Origin of the sequence: uncultured Porphyromonas sp. (assembly GCF_902489635.1) — a bacterium.
Taxonomy (GTDB): domain Bacteria; phylum Bacteroidota; class Bacteroidia; order Bacteroidales; family Porphyromonadaceae; genus Porphyromonas.
This window is the reverse complement of the sequence record NZ_CABUAN010000041.1, coordinates 1-19,402: the sequence shown is the minus strand read 5'-3', so window position 1 is coordinate 19,402 and position 19,402 is coordinate 1. Positions and strand designations below refer to the sequence as shown.

The window sequence follows — 19,402 nt, the reverse complement described above, 5'->3', positions numbered from 1 at the left end:
GGCGTCATTCATTTCCTCCGAAGTTTCATTTGATTCCTCCGAGGAATTTTTTATTTCCTACCTGGGAAATAAAAAATATCCACGTGGGGATTTCGAAATATCCACGTGGAAATCACTTTTTCCCGACATGGTGCCGTTTTGATATGTAGTCAGTTCTAAATTATTGTAACGAGCCAGCGTCGATTTTCCCCCAGCCAGGGGTAACGCATCATAATTACTCTGTCAGAAACTACACATAAGCGACCAGCACGGCATAGACGAGGTCATTATATTATAATGCGTCAGCTGTGAAATGTGTCGCGACGGCATACGCTATATCGAGATTATTTCGTACATTTACGGAGCCTAAAATGCGGAGATGCGACCTTATCGCAGGCTTCGCTCTAGGCGATGACAATATAATGCGCTAGTAATGAGCTATAAATCGTTTCCTATCCAGGTTGCCCGGACCGCTCCCATAGCAGGTCTGGTGCCTTGGTCTGCTCCTAGCCTATCCACTCTCCCTATGACAAAAAAAATAAAACAATATAATGACGAACGAATGGCAATACACTCCCTTCACCCGAGAGGAGGAGGTGGGTGGCTCTCAACTGGCGCATGCCTTGAGAATACCCGCTGTGGCGGGACGCCTACTCTATCGTCGTGGTATCCGTACGGAAGCAGAGGCACAGCGATTCTTTCATCCATCGCTGGAGGATCTGCACGACCCCTTTCTGATGCAAGATATGGATCTGGCGGTCAAGCGTCTCAACAAGGCGCTAGGACGCAAGGAGCATATCATGATATACGGCGACTACGATGTAGATGGCACTACGGCTGTATCTCTAATCTATAAGTACCTCCGCTCGGCGGGGTGTAGCGAGCATCTGCTGAGCTACTATATCCCCGGACGAGACGATGAGGGCTACGGCGTATCCTATCGAGGCGTGGATCATGCCCACGAGATAGGTGCGACACTCATCATTGTGGTGGACTGTGGCATCAAGGCTATCAATGAGATAGCCTATGCTAAGACGCTGGGGATAGACTTTATCATCTGCGACCACCACCACCCAGACGACCAGTTGCCCGATGCAGCGGCCGTCCTAGATCCTAAGCGACCAGACTGTCACTACCCCTTTGAGGAGCTCTGCGGGTGTGGCGTGGCGTTTAAGTTTATGCAGGCCTTTGGGATGAACAACGGATTCCCCTCGGCTTCGCTCTTTAAGCTCCTAGACCTCGTCGCGGTGAGTATCGCTGCCGATCTGGTCTCTGTGATGGATGAGAATAGGATCCTGGCGCACTATGGGCTGCGTCAGCTCAATCGCAATCCCTCAATGGGCCTCAAGGGGATCATCAAGACTTGTGGTCTCGAGGGGCGTAAGATCACGATGGCCGACATCATCTACAAGATCGGGCCGAGGATCAATGCTTCGGGACGTATGATGAATGGCCGTGAGGCGGTCGATCTGCTCCTGAGCAATGATGCGAAGACGACAGCCCGCATGAGCGAGCTGATCGATGAGTACAACGTGCGTCGTCGTGAGCTAGACCGCTCTACGACCGACGAGGCTATGCAGCTCCTACAGGTCAATCCCGAGCTGGCGCATCAGCCCATCGTAGTCCTCTACCAGCCTGACTGGCACAAGGGGATCATAGGGATCGTCGCCTCGCGTGTGGCCGAGTATACCAATAGACCGACGATCGTGCTGACAGGCACGAGCGACCGGATCGTGGGCTCGGCGCGGAGTGTCGGCGGGATAGACATCTACAGCATCATCGAGGAGGCTAGGGATCTGCTCTTAAACTTCGGCGGCCACACCTATGCCGCTGGATTGACCCTCCTGCCAGACAAGCTCCCCGACTTTCGTGCTTACATACAGGGAGTCAATGCCGTGACGGATAGTGACCGAGCACAGTCCACACCGATAGAGATCGATGCTGAGATAGAGCTTCGTGAGGTGACGCAGAGACTCTACACGACGATACAGCGCTTTGCCCCGTATGGACCGGATAACTACCAGCCACTCTTTGTCACGCAGCAACTCTATGACGGGGGGGCGAGCAGAGCTGTGGGCCGCAATGGCGAGCACTTTAAGGTAGATGCTATACCTACACTGGGGTCTAAGAAGCACTGCCCAGGGATCGCATTCAACCAGGCACCAGCCTTCCGCTTCGTTAAGAAGTCTTCGGCGGGGAGAGCGAATGCGCCCTTTGCCCTTGTCTACCAAATAGATGAAAACCACTTTAACGGAGCTGTCTCTCTGCAATTACTAGTCAAGGATGTCAAACCTCAACGACCCGGAGAGGACCTCTTTGCCTCCCAGCGATGAGGTGGCAGGCAACTCTTCTGAGCACAGCGAAGCTGTCGACTGGGACTTGCTCCTCGAGGAGCAGGATGACCTGTGGCGTGATGCTGTGATCGACCCGCGAGCTGACGCCGAGCGCGAGCAGCTAGGCGAGACCACTACTCAACCTGCAAGCGACCAACTAGAGACATCGCAGACCGCCTCTGCAGACGATGAGACTACCCCCCTAGGAGTACTTCATCGCTACTGGGGCTACCCCGCCTTCCGGCTCAAGCAGGCGGAGATCATCGACAGCGTCTTGGCGGGGCGAGACACGCTCGGGCTGCTGCCTACGGGCGGAGGTAAGAGTATCACCTTTCAGGTGCCGACGATGCTACACGACGGGCTGACGCTCGTGGTCACACCGCTCATAGCACTCATGAAGGATCAGGTCGATGGCCTCAACAAGCGGGGCATGTCTGCCGTGGCTATCCACTCGGGTATGGAGTATAAGGAGATCCATCGCGCCTTGGACAATTGCCTGTATGGCGGGTGTAAGTTCCTCTACCTCTCGCCCGAGCGACTGGCGTCACCGCTCTTTCTCGCCTGTCTGCCCGAGCTACCGATACGGCTGATCGTGGTGGACGAGTGTCACTGTATCTCGCAGTGGGGCTACGACTTCCGCCCCAGCTATCTGAAGATCGCAGAGATACGTCGCTACTACCCCTCGGTCCCTTTGCTGGCACTCACGGCGACCGCTACGCCTGAGGTGGTGGAGGACGTGATGGCGCGTCTGAGCTTTCGTGAGCCGCATGTCATCAGTAGCTCTTTCGCACGGGACAACCTGCAGTATATCGTACGTCCCTCGACGGACAAGGCGACGGAGCTCCTTCATATCCTCGCCTCGACGACTGGCAGCGCGATCGTCTACTGTCGCAACCGTAAAAAGACGCAAGAGCTGGCTGAGATGCTACAAGAGGCGGGCGTCTCGGCACACTACTACCATGCGGGGCTGACCCATGCGGAGCGAGAGATCAAGCAAAACGCCTGGATGGCGGGAGAGGTGCGTGTGATGGTCTGCACGAATGCTTTCGGCATGGGCATCGACAAGCCCGATGTGCGTCTCGTGGTGCACTGGAGTATGCCGGTGGCTCTGGAGGAGTACTTCCAAGAGGCGGGACGTGCGGGGCGTGACGGGCTGCGCGCTTTTGCCGTGGTGCTATATGAGCGACGAGATCGTGGCATGCTCCAGCAGCGGGTGCAAAACGAATTTCCCGACAAAGCTTACATCCGTGATATCTACGATACCCTCTACAGTTACCTAGGGATAGGTTTCGGAGAGGGCGTGGAGCGCAGCTATGAGATAGATCTAGAGGCGTTTGTACGCACAGAGCATCTGCACCCGATACGTAGCTTGAGTGCCTTGCACATCCTCGAGTTGGCGGGTGCCTGGGAGCTGCTCCTCGACGAGGCACGCTCACGACTCATCGTGGAGGTCTCTAGAGAGGAGCTATACTACATCCGAGGCTTGTCCGCCCAAGATGACAAAGTGCTACGAGCTGTCTTGAGAAACTACTCGGGACTCTTTGCCGATTACGTCTTCATCGACGAGCGTACTCTCTCCATACAGACGCACCTGACGGGAGAGGAGGTCTACGACAGCCTAGTCCGGATGAGCCAGCGAGGCATCATTCACTACATCCCGCGCAAGCGTTTGCCCCGTATCCTCTTCTACACACGGCGGGAGCGCAAGCACCACTTCCTCATACCCCCCGAAGTGTACGAGCTGCGCAAGGAGGCGATGACCAAGCGACTCACCGCCACCATCGCATACCTAGACGGTCAGCAGGGGTGCCGACAGGCGATGCTCCTACACTACTTTGGCGAGGAGCTGGCTGAGCCGTGCGGACGCTGTGACCTTTGTCTAGCTCGTAAGGCGCGCTCCCAGCGTAGTGAGGAGGCTCTAGAGACGCGACTCAAGACTCTTCTAGAGCAATTGGAGGTGCCTTCGCTTACCTTGCAGACTTTGGCGAAGAGGCTTGGGGTCAAGCCGAAAGCTTTGCTCCCGATCCTGCAGCAGCTCCTCGAGACAGACGACCGCTACCGTACCGACGGTGTACACCTATATAAGAATAAGTAATCGCAGAGTGACCACGATATGATCCTACACCCACATGCTAAGATCAACCTCGGGCTGCGTATCTTACGTCGCCGACCAGACGGCTACCACGACATCGAGAGCTGCATGCTCCCCATTGGCTGGGCGGACCAGCTCACGGTAGAGATAGCTGCTGGAGCCACGGCGGACTCATACGAGATAGCTGGTCTGGCAGGCGAACTACCCATCGAGCGCAATCTGATCTACAAAGCGGTGCAGCTACTCCGAGCGCGCCACCCAGAGATACCGCCGCTACGGCTCAAGCTCGAGAAGACGATCCCGACAGAAGCTGGTCTCGGCGGTGGCTCGGCCGATGCCGCCTACACGCTTCTAGCGATCAACGAACTATGTCGCTTAGCCCTCTCCACCGCAGAGCTAGAGACGTTGGCGGGGGAGCTCGGCAGCGACTGCCCCTTCTTCATCCAGTCCCGCCCCGTGCTGGTCACAGGTCGTGGCGAAGTGCTCACGCCGCTCACGATGCCATCCGCACTCCTCGGCAAATGGCTCCTCGTCGTCAAGCCCCCCATCGGTATGAGCACTGCCGAGGCGTACCGACAGGTGACACGCCACCCCGAGGCGGAGGGCAAGCTCGCTGCACTAATAGAGCAACCGGTCGGGCAGTGGCGAGAGCTCATCGTCAACGACTTCGAGTCCGTCGTCTTCGCGCACTACCCCGAGCTAGCCGCTCTGCGAGATACGCTCTACCGCCACGGCGCCCTCTACGCCGCCATGTCTGGCTCCGGCACCGCCCTCTACGGCATCTTCGCCGACAATCCGCTCTCGTCTGTCTCTCTCTCCCCGCTCTCTCCCCACCTCGCCGACCTCCCCGTCTGGCTCGAGCGCCTCTCCTAAGATTGCTTGTCGGGGCGGGCGAAGAGCGCTTTGTAGAGCGTCGAGAGGATCTTGTCGGCTTGGTAGACGGTGGTGACGTTATGCCACTTGACGCTACGGTGACCCTCACGAGTCTCGCGCACTTCGCACGCTTTGCCGTAGCTAGCCACGCTCTTGAGGAGTATGTCGAAGGCTTTGCTCTGATAGTATGCCGAGCCACTAGGCGGGAGGAAGAGGATCATCTGCTCACGACGTAGCGACACCTTGACGATGCCAAGGTGGCTGGCCAACCGTCGCAGACGGGGGACCATGAGAAGCCCTTTGGTCTGTGGTGGTAGTGCGCCAAAGCGGTCGCGCAGACGATCGGCGAAGTCTTTTAGTTCGCGGTCGCTTTCTAGCTCGTCTAGTTCACGGTAGAGCAAGATGCGCTCGCTGTCTTGCGGTATGTATTCGTGAGGTAGGGAGAGGTCAAGGTCGGTATCGATCGTGGTGTCGGTGAGCGCATTGCCCAGCTCGGCCTGTTGCTCCGTCTGAGCGGCAAAGAGCGCAGCAAAGTCCTCCTGCTTGACCTCTCGCACCGCTTCCTCAAAGACTTTGCGGTAAGTCTCGAAGCCTAGATCCGCAATGAAGCCACTTTGCTCTGTGCCTAATATGTTGCCGGCACCTCGTATGTCTAGATCCTGCAGAGCGATGCGCATACCGCTGCCGAGGTCGGAAAAGCTCTCGATAGCCTTGACACGCCGTGCGGCAGCCTCCGTGAGGGTGCCTAGGGGCGGAGTGATCAGATAGCAGTAAGCCCGCTGGCTACCACGCCCCACACGTCCGCGGAGCTGGTGCAGGTCGCTCAGTCCGTAGCGGTGAGCGGAGTTGATGATGATCGTATTGACATTGGGCATGTCGATACCATTCTCGATGATCGTCGTGGCTAGGAGCAGGTCGTACTTGCGCTCGGCAAAGTCTAGGAGTATCTGCTCCGTCTCGCTCGGGGTCAAGCGCCCGTGAGCAATCGCTATGCGGATGCCGGGGACGCACTCCTGGATCTGTCCCGCCACGCCGTGGATCGACTCAATGCGGTTGTGGACGAAGAAGACCTGTCCGTGGCGTGCCAACTCATAACCAATGGCATCGGCGATGGTCTCTTGCGACCAGCGAATGAGTCGTGTCGTGACTGGCTGACGATTGCGCGGAGGCGTATTGATATTGGAAAGGTCACGAGCACCCATCAGGGAGAACTGTAGGGTGCGGGGTATCGGTGTCGCTGAGAGCGTGAGTGTATCTACGTTGACCTGTAGCTTGCGGAGCTGCTCCTTAGCCTTGACGCCAAACTTCTGCTCCTCGTCTATGATGAGCAGTCCGAGCGACTTGAAGGTGACTCCTTTGCCCAGTAGCCGGTGCGTACCTATTAATATGTCTACTCGTTCCTCCGCTAGATCTGCTAGGATAGCCTTCGACTGTTTGTCGCTCTTAGCTCTCGATAGGTACTCGATACGGCAGGGCAACCCCTCTAATCTTTGGCTAAAGGTCTGGTAATGCTGGTAAGCTAGGATCGTCGTCGGCACCAAGACCGCTACCTGCTTGCTGTCGGCGACCGCCTTAAAGGCTGCTCGTATCGCCACCTCCGTCTTGCCAAAGCCCACGTCACCGCAGACCAATCGATCCATCGGGCGGTCACTCTCCATGTCCGCCTTGATCTGCTCGATCGCTTTCAGTTGGTCGGGCGTCTCTTCATAGGCAAAAGAAGCCTCCATCTCGTGCTGCAGGTAACTATCAGGCGAAAAGGCAAAGCCCGGCTGCTCCTTGCGTGCTGCGTAGAGCGCAATGAGGTCACGAGCGATTGACTTGATCTTGGTCTTCGCACGCTCCTTGAGCTTTGTCCAGGCTCCCGTGCCTAGTTTGCTGAGTTGTGGTGAGCCCTCCTCTTGCGCCTGGTACTTCGAGAGCTTGTGCAGGCTGTGGATGCTCACGAGGAGCACATCTTTGTTTTGGTAAACTAGCTTGACCACCTCACGTGGCTTGCCGTCTACCTCCGTGGTGAGGAGCCCGTCAAACTGCCCCACGCCGTGGTCGCTGTGGACGATGTAGTCGCCAGGCGAGATGGCGTGTAGCTCCTTGAGCGAGATGGCCGCATCGGCATTGCGTATGCGGTCGCTCTTGAGCTGGTAGTGGTGGTAGCGGTCGAAGACCTGATGATCGGTCAAGAGTAAGACATCCAAGTCCTTGTCCTCAAAGCCCTCGTGGACGACTAGTGGCACCCACTCGGGGAGTAGCTCCTCGGCCTCGCGCTCGATGAGTATCTCCTTGAGACGCTGCGCCTGTGCCGACGACTCGGAGAGGAAGAAACTCTTGAAGAAGCCCCGCTTGCGCACTTGCAACTCCTCAACCAATAGGTCAAAGTGTCGATGGATCAGTAGCTGTGGCTTCGTTGCAAAGGTGATCCGCCGGTCAACGATCGACAGCCCCTTCGTCGGAGTGGCTAGGATCTTCGTGCGCTGCTTTACCTCAGCCGAGAGTTTGTCAGGGGGGAGTAGCAGAGCTCGCATCTCCTCCTGCGTGGCAAAAGCACCTTCGTACTCCACTGCCAGCTCAGCATCGTAGAGTGCTTTCCACTGCTCAGCGAGCGACTCGTAGCGACTGATCCAGAGTTGGTAGTCAGGGGATAGGAGCGACAAGAGCGAGGTCTCTCCGCCAGAGGCACCGCCTTTGACCTGTAGTGCGGGTGCTATCTCAGCACGCTCGCACTGATCCACAGAGAGCTGGCTCTCAATGTCAAAGCGGCGTATGCTATCGATCTCATCGTCAAAGAAGTCGATGCGATACGGATAGGTGCTCCCATAAGAGAAGATGTCCACGAGACTACCACGGTAGACCACTTGTCCAGGACTGTAGACGTAGTCCACCTCTTCGAAGCCCTCCTCGAGTAGTCGCTCTCGCAGCGTGTCACGAGAGATCACATCGCCCACGCTGAGCGTGAAGCAGCTCTGTGCCACCTCCTGCTGGGAGGGTATCGCCTCGGCGAGAGCTTCGGGGTAAGAGACGATCAGCGGTGTATCGCCCGCAGCAAGACAGGCGAGTAGTTCGGCACGCAGCACCTCCTGCGCTGGCTCTCGCTGACCATATTTAATGTGTCTATTGAAGGCTGAGGGGTAGTAGTACGCTTTGACCCCCAGCGCCTCTAGGTCGCCCAGCATATAGCCCGCACTGTCGGCATCCTCGGCGATCACCAGATAAGGGTGCTCACGCGCCAAGGTGGCGAGGATAAAGGCGGGCGCCGAGGCGGTCACCCCCTCGAGCTCTACACAATGATCCTGCTGTAGGGCTTGGCGAAGCTCTACGATGCGCGGGTGATCGTGCCAGAGATCGAGGAGGGACATAGGAAGAGATTACTTCTGGCGCAGCTGGCGAGCCAGGATCGTGTTGCGCATCAGCGTGATGATCGTCATAGGGCCTACACCGCCTGGCACAGGCGTGATGTAGGAGCAGCGAGGAGCCACCTCGTCAAAGTCGACGTCGCCCACGATGCGAGAGCCACTCTTCTTCGTCGCGTCGGGTACACGTGTGATGCCCACATCGATGACGATGGCACCATCCTTGACCATCTCCTTCTTGACAAAGAGCGGGATGCCGATCGCAGCGACGACGATGTCAGCCTGTCGGCAGATAGAGGCAATATCCTTCGTACGGCTGTGGCAGATCGTCACGGTCGCATTGCCCTGCGCACCCTTCTGGAGGAAGAGCTGCGCGATCGGTTTGCCGACGATGTTGCTTCGACCGAGGACCACCACATGCTTGCCTTCTGTACTGATGTTGTAGTGCTTGAGAAGCTCGATGACCCCCTTAGGCGTGGCTGGTACGAGGCACGGCTCGCCAAGGCTGAGGAGTCCCACGTTGATCGGGTGGAAACCATCCACATCCTTGCGGTAGTCAACAGCGTGAATGACCGCCTGCTCGTCAATATGCTTCGGCAGTGGTAGCTGGACGATGAAGCCATCCACCTCGGGGTCCTTGTTGAGTTGCTCGATCTCAGCGATGAGCTCCTCCTGCGTGATGGACTCGTCAAAGCGCTTCGTCAGAGAGATGAAGCCGACCTCCTCGCAAGCTTTGATCTTGCTCGCTATGTAGGTCTCGCTGGCACCATCATGCCCCACGATGATAGCACCCAGACAAGGCGGACGCTGCCCCGCAGCGACCATCTGCTGTACCTCCTTGGCGATCTCCTTCTTGATCTCGGTCGCAGTGGTCTTGCCATCTAGGCGAATGAATGATTCTTGTGTCATAGAGTGGTATTTGTATAGATGAATTTGTTGTTCTGCTTCTGATAGCGAGGTGAGCAAAGTCCTCTTTGTGGCATCACCTTCGCAAAGTTGCTGTACAAAGATACCGAAATCTAGGGGATTAACGTCTCGTCTGTGTTCTGAGCGATTTAACTCTTCCACCTTATAGGGGGGGGGGTGGCTTTTGAAAAGTTACCACTGTTTGGTAATTATGCGAAGTGTTTGTACCTTTGCAGTGAAGAGAACGGATAAAGTCTGATATGGAAATAGCGTTTGAAGATAGCAAGCTGGAGAAGCTGATAGGAAATAGAGCAAAAGCCTACCGCAAGTACGGAGCAAAAGCTATCGAGATGCTATACTTACGGCTATCGAATATTCAGAGTGCAGGTAGTGTTGCGGAGCTATCTCTATTACCGGGAGGGTTTCACAAGCTTAAGCACGACTTAAGTGGTTTATGGGCTTGCTCGTTGACGGGAGCTTTACGCCTCGTGATGCGAGTAGAGGAAGAGCGAGTCGTAATCATATCAATCACAAACTATCACAAGGGTAAGTAACTATGACACGGACAAAGACAAAGCAATTTGAGATTCCAGTTGTCTCACCGCCTGGGGCAACACTGAAGGCACTCATAGACGAGTGGGGTATGAGCCAGCAGGAGGTGGCGACACGACTAGAGAAGCTTCCGAAGGATGTGAGCCTACTCCTTGCAGGACAGCTTCGAGTGTCGGCAGACTGGGCTGACCGCTTAGAGCTGGTGACGGGGTTAAGTCGTGACTTTTGGTTACGCAGTCAGGATAACTATGATGCCTACCTCAAGCGAGAGGCAGAGAAACCCCTCTCTGTGAGAGAGTGGGATGGGTGGGCATCGCTCTTTCCGCTTACTGAGATGACTAAGCGTGGGTGGATAACGCCATCCAGCCAAAGTAAGCAGGACAAGATAGAGGCTCTGAAGGTTTTTTTCTCCGTTATAAGCGTAAAAGCGTGGGAGGAGATCTATCAAGCAAGACTACAAGCGAGTTTATTCCGAAAGAGCGAAAGGAGCGATCCGTACGCTCTCTTAGCGTGGATTAGGCAGGGTGAATTAATGGCACAAGAGCTGACAGCAGAGAGAGGTGGAGAGCTAAGTGCATATAGTAAGCAGGCACTAAAAAAAGCGGTGCCAGCCCTCAAGCAGGCGCTAGAGACATCTACGGATGCACCACAGCGAGTACAAGAGATTCTTTTATCGGTAGGTGTCAGACTAGTCTATCTAGAGAGCTTCCCAAAGGTGTCAGCAAATGGAGCTACAATCCAAACGGGGCGGTACCCTATCATCATTTTGTCCGACAGAGGTAAGCGGTTTGATATCTTCGTCTTCTCGTTGATGCACGAAGTCGCACACCTCTTGCTACACGTTGGTAAGGAGACACCAATGCTCATAGATGATAGCGAACAAGAGCGACTAGAGATAGAAGCAGAGGCGGACAAGTGGGCAACAGATACGCTACTACCAAATGTGGACTTAGGAAGTATATCCGTCCCGCCTAGCCCCGAGGAAGTGATTAACCTAGCCAAGAGCGCAGGAGTACACCCGAGCATAATAGTTGGACGCTTACAGCACGAGAAGATACTTTCCTATAAGATAGGAGGAGCGATTTACAAGGACTTGATTCAGAAGATAGACCTCAGAGGAGTCTCCCTTTGATGAGCAGCATCTCGCAGAGTCTCTTTGCGCAGTATATCAGTGGGCGCAAGACTCCATCGAGAGAGCGTATGGAGCAGATACAAGAGGAGATACAGCGTATTGGTGAGAGCTTGCTAGCGGTGTCGCTATAGACAGACAATGCGAGAGCGGCTGGCTAGCGACGCTGGGGGTAGATGTAGGGTCGGCCAGAGGCGGGGGCGGGCTGCACGAGGACGCTGGTGTGGTAGGCCGCCTGGAGGTGCGCCGCGGTGAGGACCATCTGGGGGGTGCCGTGTGCGAGCAGGCCGTCGGGGCCAAAGAGGATGAGCTCCTCGCAGTATTCGGAGGCTACGTTGATGTCGTGGAGGATCATTAGGATCGTCAGTCCCTCTGCGTGGAGCGTCTCGAGGAGCTGCATGATCTCGCTCGTGTAGCCAATGTCTAGGTGCGAGATCGGCTCGTCGAGGAGGAGGAGCTGCGGCTCCTGCGTGAGTGCTTGTGCTATGGCGACCATCTGCTGTTCGCCACCGCTCAGTTCGTCGAGTCGCTTGTCGGCTAGTCGTGCGATGCCGGTGCGCTCGATGTAGTGGTTGCAGCGTGCGTGATCCTCCTCGCTGTACCCGATCTGGAAGTGCTTGAAGTAGGGCAGTCGCCCCATGAGGACGTAGTCGTAGACCCTGAGTGGCTGAGGCGTGATCTGCTGATTAACCATCGAGATGAGGCGAGCACGCTCACGGAGGGTGTAGTGGGCGAGGGGTTTGTCGAGCAAACTTATCTTTCCAGAGAGTGGGGGGAGGGCACCTGTGAGGGTCTTGAAGCAAGTACTTTTGCCCGCCCCATTAGGCCCGATGATGGCGGTCAGGGAGCCACGAGCTATGGCGAGGTCAAGGGGACCGATGACCGCTTTGCGACCATAGCCACAGATGAGCTGCTCGGCACGTAAGATCGTCTGACTGGTCATATCTGGTGCGAGCGTCTGGTGCGGTGAATGAGGTAGAGGAAGGCGACGCCGCCGATCAAGCCAGTGATGACGCCTATTGGCAGCTCGATGGGCGAAAGGATGGTGCGTGCCAACATATCGCAAAGGATGAGGAAGATACCACCATTGATGAAGCTCCCGACGAGGAGGACTCGGTAGTCATTGCCGAGGAGGATGCGTGTCGCCTGTGGGATGACTAGCCCGACGAAGCCGATGACGCCAGCGACGGAGACGCAGGCACTGGTCAGCAGCGAACTGAGCACGAAGAGCCACAGCACGACCCGTCGGGTGTCGATGCCGAGCTGCTGCGCTTTGAGTTCGCCTAGACGGAGCGCATTGAGCGACTGCACGAAGAGGTAGCTTACTCCTAGGAGGAGCAGGGTGAAGAGGAGCATGCCCCAGACGATGAGCGGCTTGCTCTCTTGTAGCGACCCCATCGTCCAGAAGATGATGCGGGAGAGTTGCTCGGCACGAGCTACCGAGAGGAGGAGCATGACGCCTGACGAAGCCATAAAGCTGACCATCACACCGACGAGGAGCATACGCTGTACGCTTAGTCCGTGGCGCTGGTAGCTATTGGCATAGACCAGTAAGATGGTGACCAAGGCACCGATGAAGCCAAAGGCGGGGAGCGTCAAGAAGGCGGAGGACAAGCCTAAGACGATGGCGAGCGTTACTCCGAGCGAAGCACCGCCCGAGATGCCGAGGGTGTACGGCTCGACGAGTGGGTTGCGAAAAAGCCCCTGCAGGATAGCTCCGCAGAGGCTTAGCCCGCCACCGATGGAGATGGCGTTGATGATGCGTGGCAGACGTAGTTGCATTAGGATCGTGTACTCAACCGAGGTGGGGTCGGAGAGTATCTCTGAGAGCTGCCAGAGGGAGATGGGATGCGCCCCGACATGTAGCGACAAGATGGCGACGACCAGGAGCAGCAGCACCATCAGGGGGAGCGTCCAGTAAGACTTCGCGAGGGTAGGGCGGTAAGGCATGGGGGGAGGAGCTTTTGCTAGATGAGGGGAACTCTAGGCGGGCGGAGGGGCTAGGTCCTTTTACTCACTAAGGTAGTCGGTCATCAGCTGAAGAGCCTCGACAAAGTGCTGTGGCGTGGGTTGGCTGACGATCTCTCCTGGGAGCGGGCAGTAAGCACTTTGCTGTACGGCTGTGACGGAGCGCAACTTGTGCCACGACTCTTCTGATCCACTCTCGCTGCCATGATTGGTGATCAGGAAGAGCACCTCGGGGTCTTGCTCTACGACATACTCCAGACTGAGCTGACCATTGCCCGCCATGGTGACGATGTTTGTACAGCCGCTGAAGGTGATCAGATCGTTCATGTAAGTCGATGTGGAGGCACCAAAGAGCGGGTCAAAAGCTATCTGCATGAAGGCGCGCGGATGCCAAGGGCGTGCCGCATTGAGCTCCTTGAGCCAGTCGACGCGTTGGTTGATCTCTGCGAGCTGTGCCTCGGCACGGTCGCTCGCGCCGACGAGCGTGGCAATCTGGCGGTACTGCGACTGTATGGCGTCGTAGCTGGCGGGGTTGGTGAACTGAACGACCTCGATGCCAGCGTTCTCTAGGGCGGAGATGGTCTGTGGAGCGGTGAAGTCGGACGCGAAGACGAGGGTCGGACGCTGTGCGATGAGTAGCTCTAGATTGGTCTGTATGGCAGAGCCTACGACGGGGACGCTGTCGGCAATCGCTTTGGTGCAGTAAGAGGTGCAGCCGACGAGGAGCGAGTCACACGCGAGGTCGTAGATCTGATTGGTTACAGAGGGTACGAGCGAGACGATGCGTGGTGCTTGCGACTCTTTTTCTTGCTGACCAGCCTTGTGGCAACCGACCAAGAGGGGTAGCAGGAGCAGGAGCGGGAGGAGACGTAAGAGTGGTCTGCGGAACGAAGAGGTTAGAGCGGTCATAGTACGTTAGGAGTGGAGGGTAAAGGTGTCGCTGTCGCGCCATACGGGAAACTTCTGCCGAAAGGCTTCCAGAGGCTCCGGCTCTAGTGTGGTACTCAAGAGCTGGTCTGCGTATGGCTCAGCCTCGCAGATCGGCCGTCCGAGGTAGTCGTAGAATAAGCTTTCGCCTGAATAGTCGGTACCAAAGGGGTCGGAGCCGATGCGGTTGACGCCAATGACGTAGGCGACATTCTCGATGGCACGAGCTTGTAGGAGTGCGCGCCAAGCGGTGATGCGGGGACGAGGCCAGTTGGCGACGACGAGCAGGAGGTCGTAGTCGAGCGAGCCGTCCGTGTGGGTGCGGTTGCGACACCAGACGGGGAAGCGTAGGTCGTAGCAGGTGATCAGTCGTATGAGCCAGCCACGATAGGTGATGGTGTCGTAGCCGTCGCCTGGCGTGAGTCGGCGGTCTTCGCCAGCCATGGAGAAGAGGTGCCGTTTGTCCTGCGCATAGATCGATCCGTCGGGGAGCATGATGTAGGCACGATTGTAGTAGTGTGTCGGCTGCGTCTCATCGTCCCATACGAAGGCTGAGGAGGCGATCGCTATCTGATGCTCCTGCGCCAAGGCACGCAGACGCTCCAGCTCAGCCCCTTGCCAGGGACGAGCCGACTGAGCCACCTTGAGGTTGAAGCCCGTGAGCATCACCTCGGGGAAGACGACGAGGTGCGCCCCCTCTTCGGAAGCCGTGCGTATGTCCTCCGCCATAAGGCGAAGGTTTGCCTCGGGATCTGTCCAGACGATGGGACGCTGTGCGAGGACTATTCGAAGTGCTTCACGCTCCATAAGTTGGGTCCGTTACTGCTCCGCAAAGAGCTCTGGCTTCTTGGCTTGGTCGGCGTGGTACTTACTCCTTATGTAGCTTATGTCCTTGTCAAGGTCGCCCGTTGGGACAAACTGCTCGAAGATGCCTACCCGCTTCTGCTTGTAGTCTATGACGGCCAGCTGTATGGGTACACCCGCATCCTCGGCGATATGGTAGAATCCAGTCTTCCACCTATCCCGAGCTTTACGCGAACCCTCAGGTGTGATTGCCACCGCAAAGTCGTCCTTAGCTCGAAAGCGCGCTACGACCTGATCGACCGTATTGCCCTTGCGACTACGATCTATCGGGATGCCTCCCATTGCCTTAAAGATCCAGCCGAGTGGCGGGACAAAGAGCTCTTTTTTCATCAAGAAGTGCGCTCTCTGTCCCACCGCTTTGTAGTATAGCTTGCCCCATATAAAGTCCATATTGCTTGTGTGGGGAGCTACACAGATGACGCTCTGGCGTGGATAGGTGGCTGGCTCAAGGAGCTGCCAACCACACCAGCGCAGTATGAGACGTGCTAGCTTCATGCGGCAGACTAAGCCTCGGGAACTAACAGCTCATCGCAGAGCTTGCTAACCTCACCTTCGATCTCACTGGCGAATTGCGTGTACTCCTCCCGGAGCTTGCGGTAGTAGTTGCGCACGAGCTTACGCTCGCCCTTGCCATCGGTGTGCGAGATGCGAGCGACGAAGTCTCTCTCGGCATCGATCACCTTCATGATGAGCTGCTCGATGGCGTACTCACGCTCCTCGGGAGCTACGGAGTAGAGGATAGATAGGTCAAAGAGCATCTCCTCGACCTCTGTGTGTATTGCTTGCTTTAGTTTTCTACGACTTGCCATAGTTAAATTGGTTAGTTGGTTCTTAGCTTACGAAAAATATGATGAGCATCTGTGCCGTCAAGACACGGAGGAACATCGTCAATGGGTAGACTGTCGCATAGCCCACGGCGGGAGCATCCTCCTCGGTGAGTCCGTTGGCGTAAGCGAGTGCGGGGGGATCGGTCATACTACCAGACATCACGCCAGAGAGGGTGAGATAGTTGACCTTAAAGAGCTTCTTGCCGAGGAAGCCGACGACCAGCATCGGTATGATGGTGATGATAAAGCCGTAGCCGACCCAGTGATAGCCTCCATTTACAATCGTATCGACGAAGCCATCGCCCGCACCGATACCGACACAGGTGAGGAAGAGCGCGATGCCGATCTCACGGATCATGAGGTTGGCACTTTGTGTCGTATAGGTCACGATACCAAACTTAGGTCCGAAGTTGCTCAGCAGAATAGCTACGATGAGTGGACCGCCCGCTAGGCCTAGCTTGACAGGCTGAGGAATGCCGGGGAAGACAAAGGGAATAGAGCCAAGGAGCACACCGAGTGCGATACCGATGAAGATACCGATCAGGTTTGGCTCGTTGAGATGCTTCTGCGAGTCACCGACCAGCTCACGCACCTTGTTGACAGAAGCGTCTGAGCCTACGACACGTATTTGGTCGCCCATCTGCAGGCGCATACTGGGATGTGCTACGAGATCTACCCCAGCACGGGTCACGCGGGTCACGTTGACACCATAGATCTGACGTAGTTGTAGCTCTCCGAGGCGCTTGCCATTGAGCGTTTTCTTAGTGATCGTATACTTGTTGCTGATGAGGTTTGACCCCGTGGGGATCCACTTCTTACGGTCTATGTCGATGCGCTGTCCGAAGATCGCCTCCGTATGATCCAGCTCGTGAGGCTGCCCGATGACGAAGACGCGGTCATGCTCCTGCAGGATGGTGCTCCCAGTAGCGACCGTGATCTCCTGCGTCTCATGATTGTAGTGTCGTGATACGACGATGTCGCCATGCGTGAAGTAGCTCGAGAGTAGATCCATGATGGACTTGCCAAAGATAGCGGGGTTTGCCACGACAAAGGAGGCTGAACGAGCCGTATGCTCCAAGGCATCGTCTTGAGAGACGAAGTCCTGCTCCTCCTTGCGTAGATTGACCCGTAAGACGGCGCGTACGATCATCATCGAGAGGATGATGCCGATCACACCCAGCGGGTAAGCGACCGCATAGCCCATTGCTATGGAGGGGTCGGATGTACCCATGATGTCTGTGTAGGTCTGCTCAGCAGCACCTAGACCAGGTGTATTCGTCACAGCTCCCGAGAGGATACCCACCATGGTTGACATAGGTAGTCCCGAGAGGTACTTGATAGCAATGGTAATGCCCACGCCGAGTAGGACGACTAGGACGGCTAGTAGGTTGAGCTTCAGACCTCCCTTCTTGAGTGAGGGGAAGAAGCCAGGCCCGACCTGTAGACCGACGGCATAGATAAAGAGGATCAGTCCAAACTCCTTGACAAAGTGTAGGACTCCTGGGTCGATCTGCATTCCTAGAGCACCAAAGAAGATACCCACGAAGAGTACCAGCGTGACGCCTAGGGAGACCTTGCCAATCTTGATGCGTCCTAGGAGCATCCCCACGGCGATGACTAGGGCTATCAAGAAGACAGAGTGCGCTATCCCCGTGCCGACAAATAAGTTTTCAAACCAGTTCATTGTACAATAAGCTTTTTACTTGATGTGATGTAGCGTATATAGTGATAAGATGTGTGCGTCACAAGAAGCTTGTAGAGAGGTGGCTGATATGTTACTTCCCCTTGAGTAACTGGTGATAGGTAGTCAAGTCTCCTAGGAGCGACACAGCGCGTTGCGCTACTTTATCGCGAGACATATAGTATTCGAGCCGACCCTCATCGTAGTAGCAGCGTGAGAGAATCTCCATGTTGAGGTAGTCACGGATGAAGCTCTCGTAGGTCTTCATGAGCCGAGGCGTGTCGGCCTTGAGACTTTTCTGAAAAGCGGCAAACTCGTCCGACACCTCGTCGTAGCGTTGCTCTCCCTTGAGTGCTTCCTCCACCTTCTTGACCAGCTCGTCTGCGATAGACTTAAAGGTAAAGCCACTCTCTATCACCTTCTGCTTGTAGGCTGCATACGCCTCGTCTCCGAGGTCGAAGCTCCTGAGCGTACTCCGCTCGGGAGCTTTGTGCGTCAGTAGGTAGTCGGTGACAAAGTCATAGGTGATTGCATCAAAGAGCAGGGTGCCTAGCAACGAGGGGATCGAGTCTGACGGACAAACGATGTCGGGCATGATACCTCCAGCCGCGTAGACCGTGCGTCCGCCCGCAGTTAGATAGGGTGTGCCCAGCGAGTCGGTCGCATTGACCTGCTTGGCACCTCCACGATGGTTGTAAGAGAGCTTCTGTATCGAGCGTCCACTAGGTATGTAATAGCGAGCGGTAGTCAGCTTGAGTAGGCCCCCATCGGGCAGCTCGAGCGTCCCCTGCACCAGACCTTTGCCAAAGCTCTTGCGTCCCACGATCACTGCACGATCATAGTCCTGCAAGGCACCCGCCACGATCTCCGAGGCAGAGGCAGAGCCCTCATTGATTAGTACGACGAGTGGTAGCTCTGTGTCAAGCGGCTCTTTAGTTGTCTTGTAGCTGTTGCTCTGCTGTGGGTATCGTGCCTTGAGTGAGACCACCGGTTGCCCCTTGGGGATAAATAGATTGACCAGCTGTATTGCTTGCTCCATCAGCCCGCCACCATTGTCGCGGAGGTCTATGATTAGCCCGCTTAGCTTGCCACCAGCCTCCTTCTGTAAGCGGTCGTAAGCCTTGAGAAACTCTTGACTGGTAGTCGTGGAGAAGGTGTTTACTGAGATAAAGCCTATACGACCAGCGAGTAGCTCTGTATAAGATATGGGGTTTAGGTCGATGCGCTCACGGTCGAAGATGACCGTCAGCGAATCCTGCGCATAGCCTGGACGACGCACCACGAGCGTGATCGGTGTGCCAGGCTCGCCACGTAGCTCGTTGCGCACGTCGACCACCTTCGTGTGAGAGAAGTCCTTGCCGTTGATGCGCCAGATGATGTCGGCAGGGCGTAGTCCCGCTTTGTCGGCCGCCTTGCCCTGCATGAGCGAGCCTATGACGACGACCGAGTCTTGATGCTGTCGTAGGATCGCCCCGATACCTCCGTAAAGCCCCGTCGTACTCTCCTCAAAGGCTTTCGTCTCCTCCTCGTTGAAGTAAACTGTGTAGGGATCCAGCTGCTGTAGCATATAGGTGAGTGCTCCGTCGTAGAGCGTGGTCAGATCGACCGTGTCAACAAAGAAGTTGCGCACGTTGCTTAGTACGCTCCCCATCACTGCCATGGTGGTGGTAAAGTCTTTCGCAGAGCGTGACGTAGAGGTCTCTTGAGCCGACAGCCTCATCGGGGACCATGCTAGGGTGCCCAGGAGGAGCAGCGTGAGTAGGGTGTTGGAGAGTTGTTTCATGCGATATTCACGACATTGCTACAAAGATACGGAATAAGTAGATACCTCGTTAGAGGTTAAAGCTCCGATAGTTCCACGTACATTCCACTCGCTAATGCAATTTCTCAAGAATGATGTTTTTGATGACTTCATTGGGTGTCTTAT

The 19,402-nt window shown here is 56.1% G+C and carries 15 protein-coding genes; 5 read left to right on the top strand and 10 right to left on the bottom strand.

Going from position 1 to position 19,402, the window contains the following annotated elements; translation table 11 throughout:
• Positions 1 to 530: 530 nt before the first annotated feature.
• The 3 genes from recJ to ispE are packed head-to-tail and all read left to right on the top strand — an operon-like array spanning position 531 to position 5,277.
• Positions 531 to 2,312: a single-stranded-DNA-specific exonuclease RecJ gene (gene recJ, locus RDM37_RS07490; protein ID WP_299367004.1), complete on the top strand. Its 1,782-nt coding sequence runs from the start codon at positions 531 to 533 to the stop codon at positions 2,310 to 2,312.
• Entirely contained in the window at positions 2,296 to 4,407 is a 2,112-nt protein-coding gene (locus RDM37_RS07485; protein ID WP_308556374.1) for an ATP-dependent DNA helicase RecQ, read from the top strand. The genes recJ and RDM37_RS07485 overlap by 17 nt, the downstream gene beginning before the upstream one ends.
• Positions 4,408 to 4,425: 18 nt before the next feature.
• Positions 4,426 to 5,277, top strand: a complete 852-nt coding sequence (gene ispE, locus RDM37_RS07480) for a 4-(cytidine 5'-diphospho)-2-C-methyl-D-erythritol kinase (protein ID WP_308556372.1) — start codon at positions 4,426 to 4,428, stop codon at positions 5,275 to 5,277.
• On the opposite strand, the gene mfd is transcribed toward ispE, so the two are convergent.
• Together mfd and folD are read right to left on the bottom strand one after the other, a co-directional pair.
• On the bottom strand, positions 5,274 to 8,627 hold the full coding sequence (gene mfd, locus RDM37_RS07475; RefSeq protein WP_308556370.1) for a transcription-repair coupling factor: 3,354 nt from the start codon (positions 8,625 to 8,627) through the stop codon (positions 5,274 to 5,276). The genes ispE and mfd overlap by 4 nt on opposite strands.
• A 9-nt stretch (positions 8,628 to 8,636) precedes the next feature.
• Positions 8,637 to 9,530, bottom strand: coding sequence for a bifunctional methylenetetrahydrofolate dehydrogenase/methenyltetrahydrofolate cyclohydrolase FolD (gene folD, locus RDM37_RS07470; RefSeq protein WP_308556368.1), 894 nt, complete (start codon positions 9,528 to 9,530; stop codon positions 8,637 to 8,639).
• A gap of 553 nt (positions 9,531 to 10,083) precedes the next feature.
• Between folD and RDM37_RS07465 the strand changes: the two genes are divergently transcribed.
• Positions 10,084 to 11,211, top strand: coding sequence for an ImmA/IrrE family metallo-endopeptidase (locus RDM37_RS07465; protein WP_308556366.1), 1,128 nt, complete (start codon positions 10,084 to 10,086; stop codon positions 11,209 to 11,211).
• Positions 11,211 to 11,342 (top strand): hypothetical protein, encoded by a 132-nt coding sequence (locus tag RDM37_RS07460; RefSeq protein ID WP_308539065.1) that lies wholly within the window; start codon positions 11,211 to 11,213, stop codon positions 11,340 to 11,342. Before RDM37_RS07465 ends, RDM37_RS07460 begins: the two co-directional genes overlap by 1 nt.
• Positions 11,343 to 11,365: 23 nt before the next feature.
• Here RDM37_RS07460 and RDM37_RS07455 read toward each other — a convergent pair whose 3' ends face one another.
• From RDM37_RS07455 to RDM37_RS07420, 8 genes are all read right to left on the bottom strand, one after another.
• Positions 11,366 to 12,151, bottom strand: a complete 786-nt coding sequence (locus RDM37_RS07455; RefSeq protein ID WP_308556364.1) for an ABC transporter ATP-binding protein — start codon at positions 12,149 to 12,151, stop codon at positions 11,366 to 11,368.
• Complete coding sequence (locus RDM37_RS07450; protein WP_308556362.1) at positions 12,148 to 13,158, bottom strand: iron ABC transporter permease; 1,011 nt, start codon at positions 13,156 to 13,158, stop codon at positions 12,148 to 12,150. The genes RDM37_RS07455 and RDM37_RS07450 overlap by 4 nt, the downstream gene beginning before the upstream one ends.
• Before the next feature lie 60 nt (positions 13,159 to 13,218).
• Entirely contained in the window at positions 13,219 to 14,085 is an 867-nt protein-coding gene (locus RDM37_RS07445) for a helical backbone metal receptor (RefSeq protein ID WP_308556360.1), read from the bottom strand.
• A 6-nt stretch (positions 14,086 to 14,091) separates the two neighbouring features.
• Positions 14,092 to 14,910 carry a nitrilase-related carbon-nitrogen hydrolase gene (locus RDM37_RS07440; RefSeq protein WP_308556358.1) on the bottom strand — a complete coding sequence of 273 codons (819 nt, stop codon included), beginning with the start codon at positions 14,908 to 14,910 and terminating at the stop codon, positions 14,092 to 14,094.
• A gap of 12 nt (positions 14,911 to 14,922) precedes the next feature.
• Positions 14,923 to 15,462 (bottom strand): lysophospholipid acyltransferase family protein, encoded by a 540-nt coding sequence (locus tag RDM37_RS07435; protein ID WP_308556356.1) that lies wholly within the window; start codon positions 15,460 to 15,462, stop codon positions 14,923 to 14,925.
• A gap of 8 nt (positions 15,463 to 15,470) precedes the next feature.
• A complete protein-coding gene (locus tag RDM37_RS07430; RefSeq protein WP_308556354.1) occupies positions 15,471 to 15,776 on the bottom strand; it encodes a hypothetical protein in 306 nt (101 codons plus the stop codon).
• A 22-nt stretch (positions 15,777 to 15,798) separates the two neighbouring features.
• Complete coding sequence (locus tag RDM37_RS07425; RefSeq protein WP_308556352.1) at positions 15,799 to 17,478, bottom strand: putative transporter; 1,680 nt, start codon at positions 17,476 to 17,478, stop codon at positions 15,799 to 15,801.
• A gap of 91 nt (positions 17,479 to 17,569) precedes the next feature.
• Positions 17,570 to 19,258, bottom strand: coding sequence for a S41 family peptidase (locus RDM37_RS07420; RefSeq protein WP_308556349.1), 1,689 nt, complete (start codon positions 19,256 to 19,258; stop codon positions 17,570 to 17,572).
• Positions 19,259 to 19,402 lie beyond the last annotated feature (144 nt).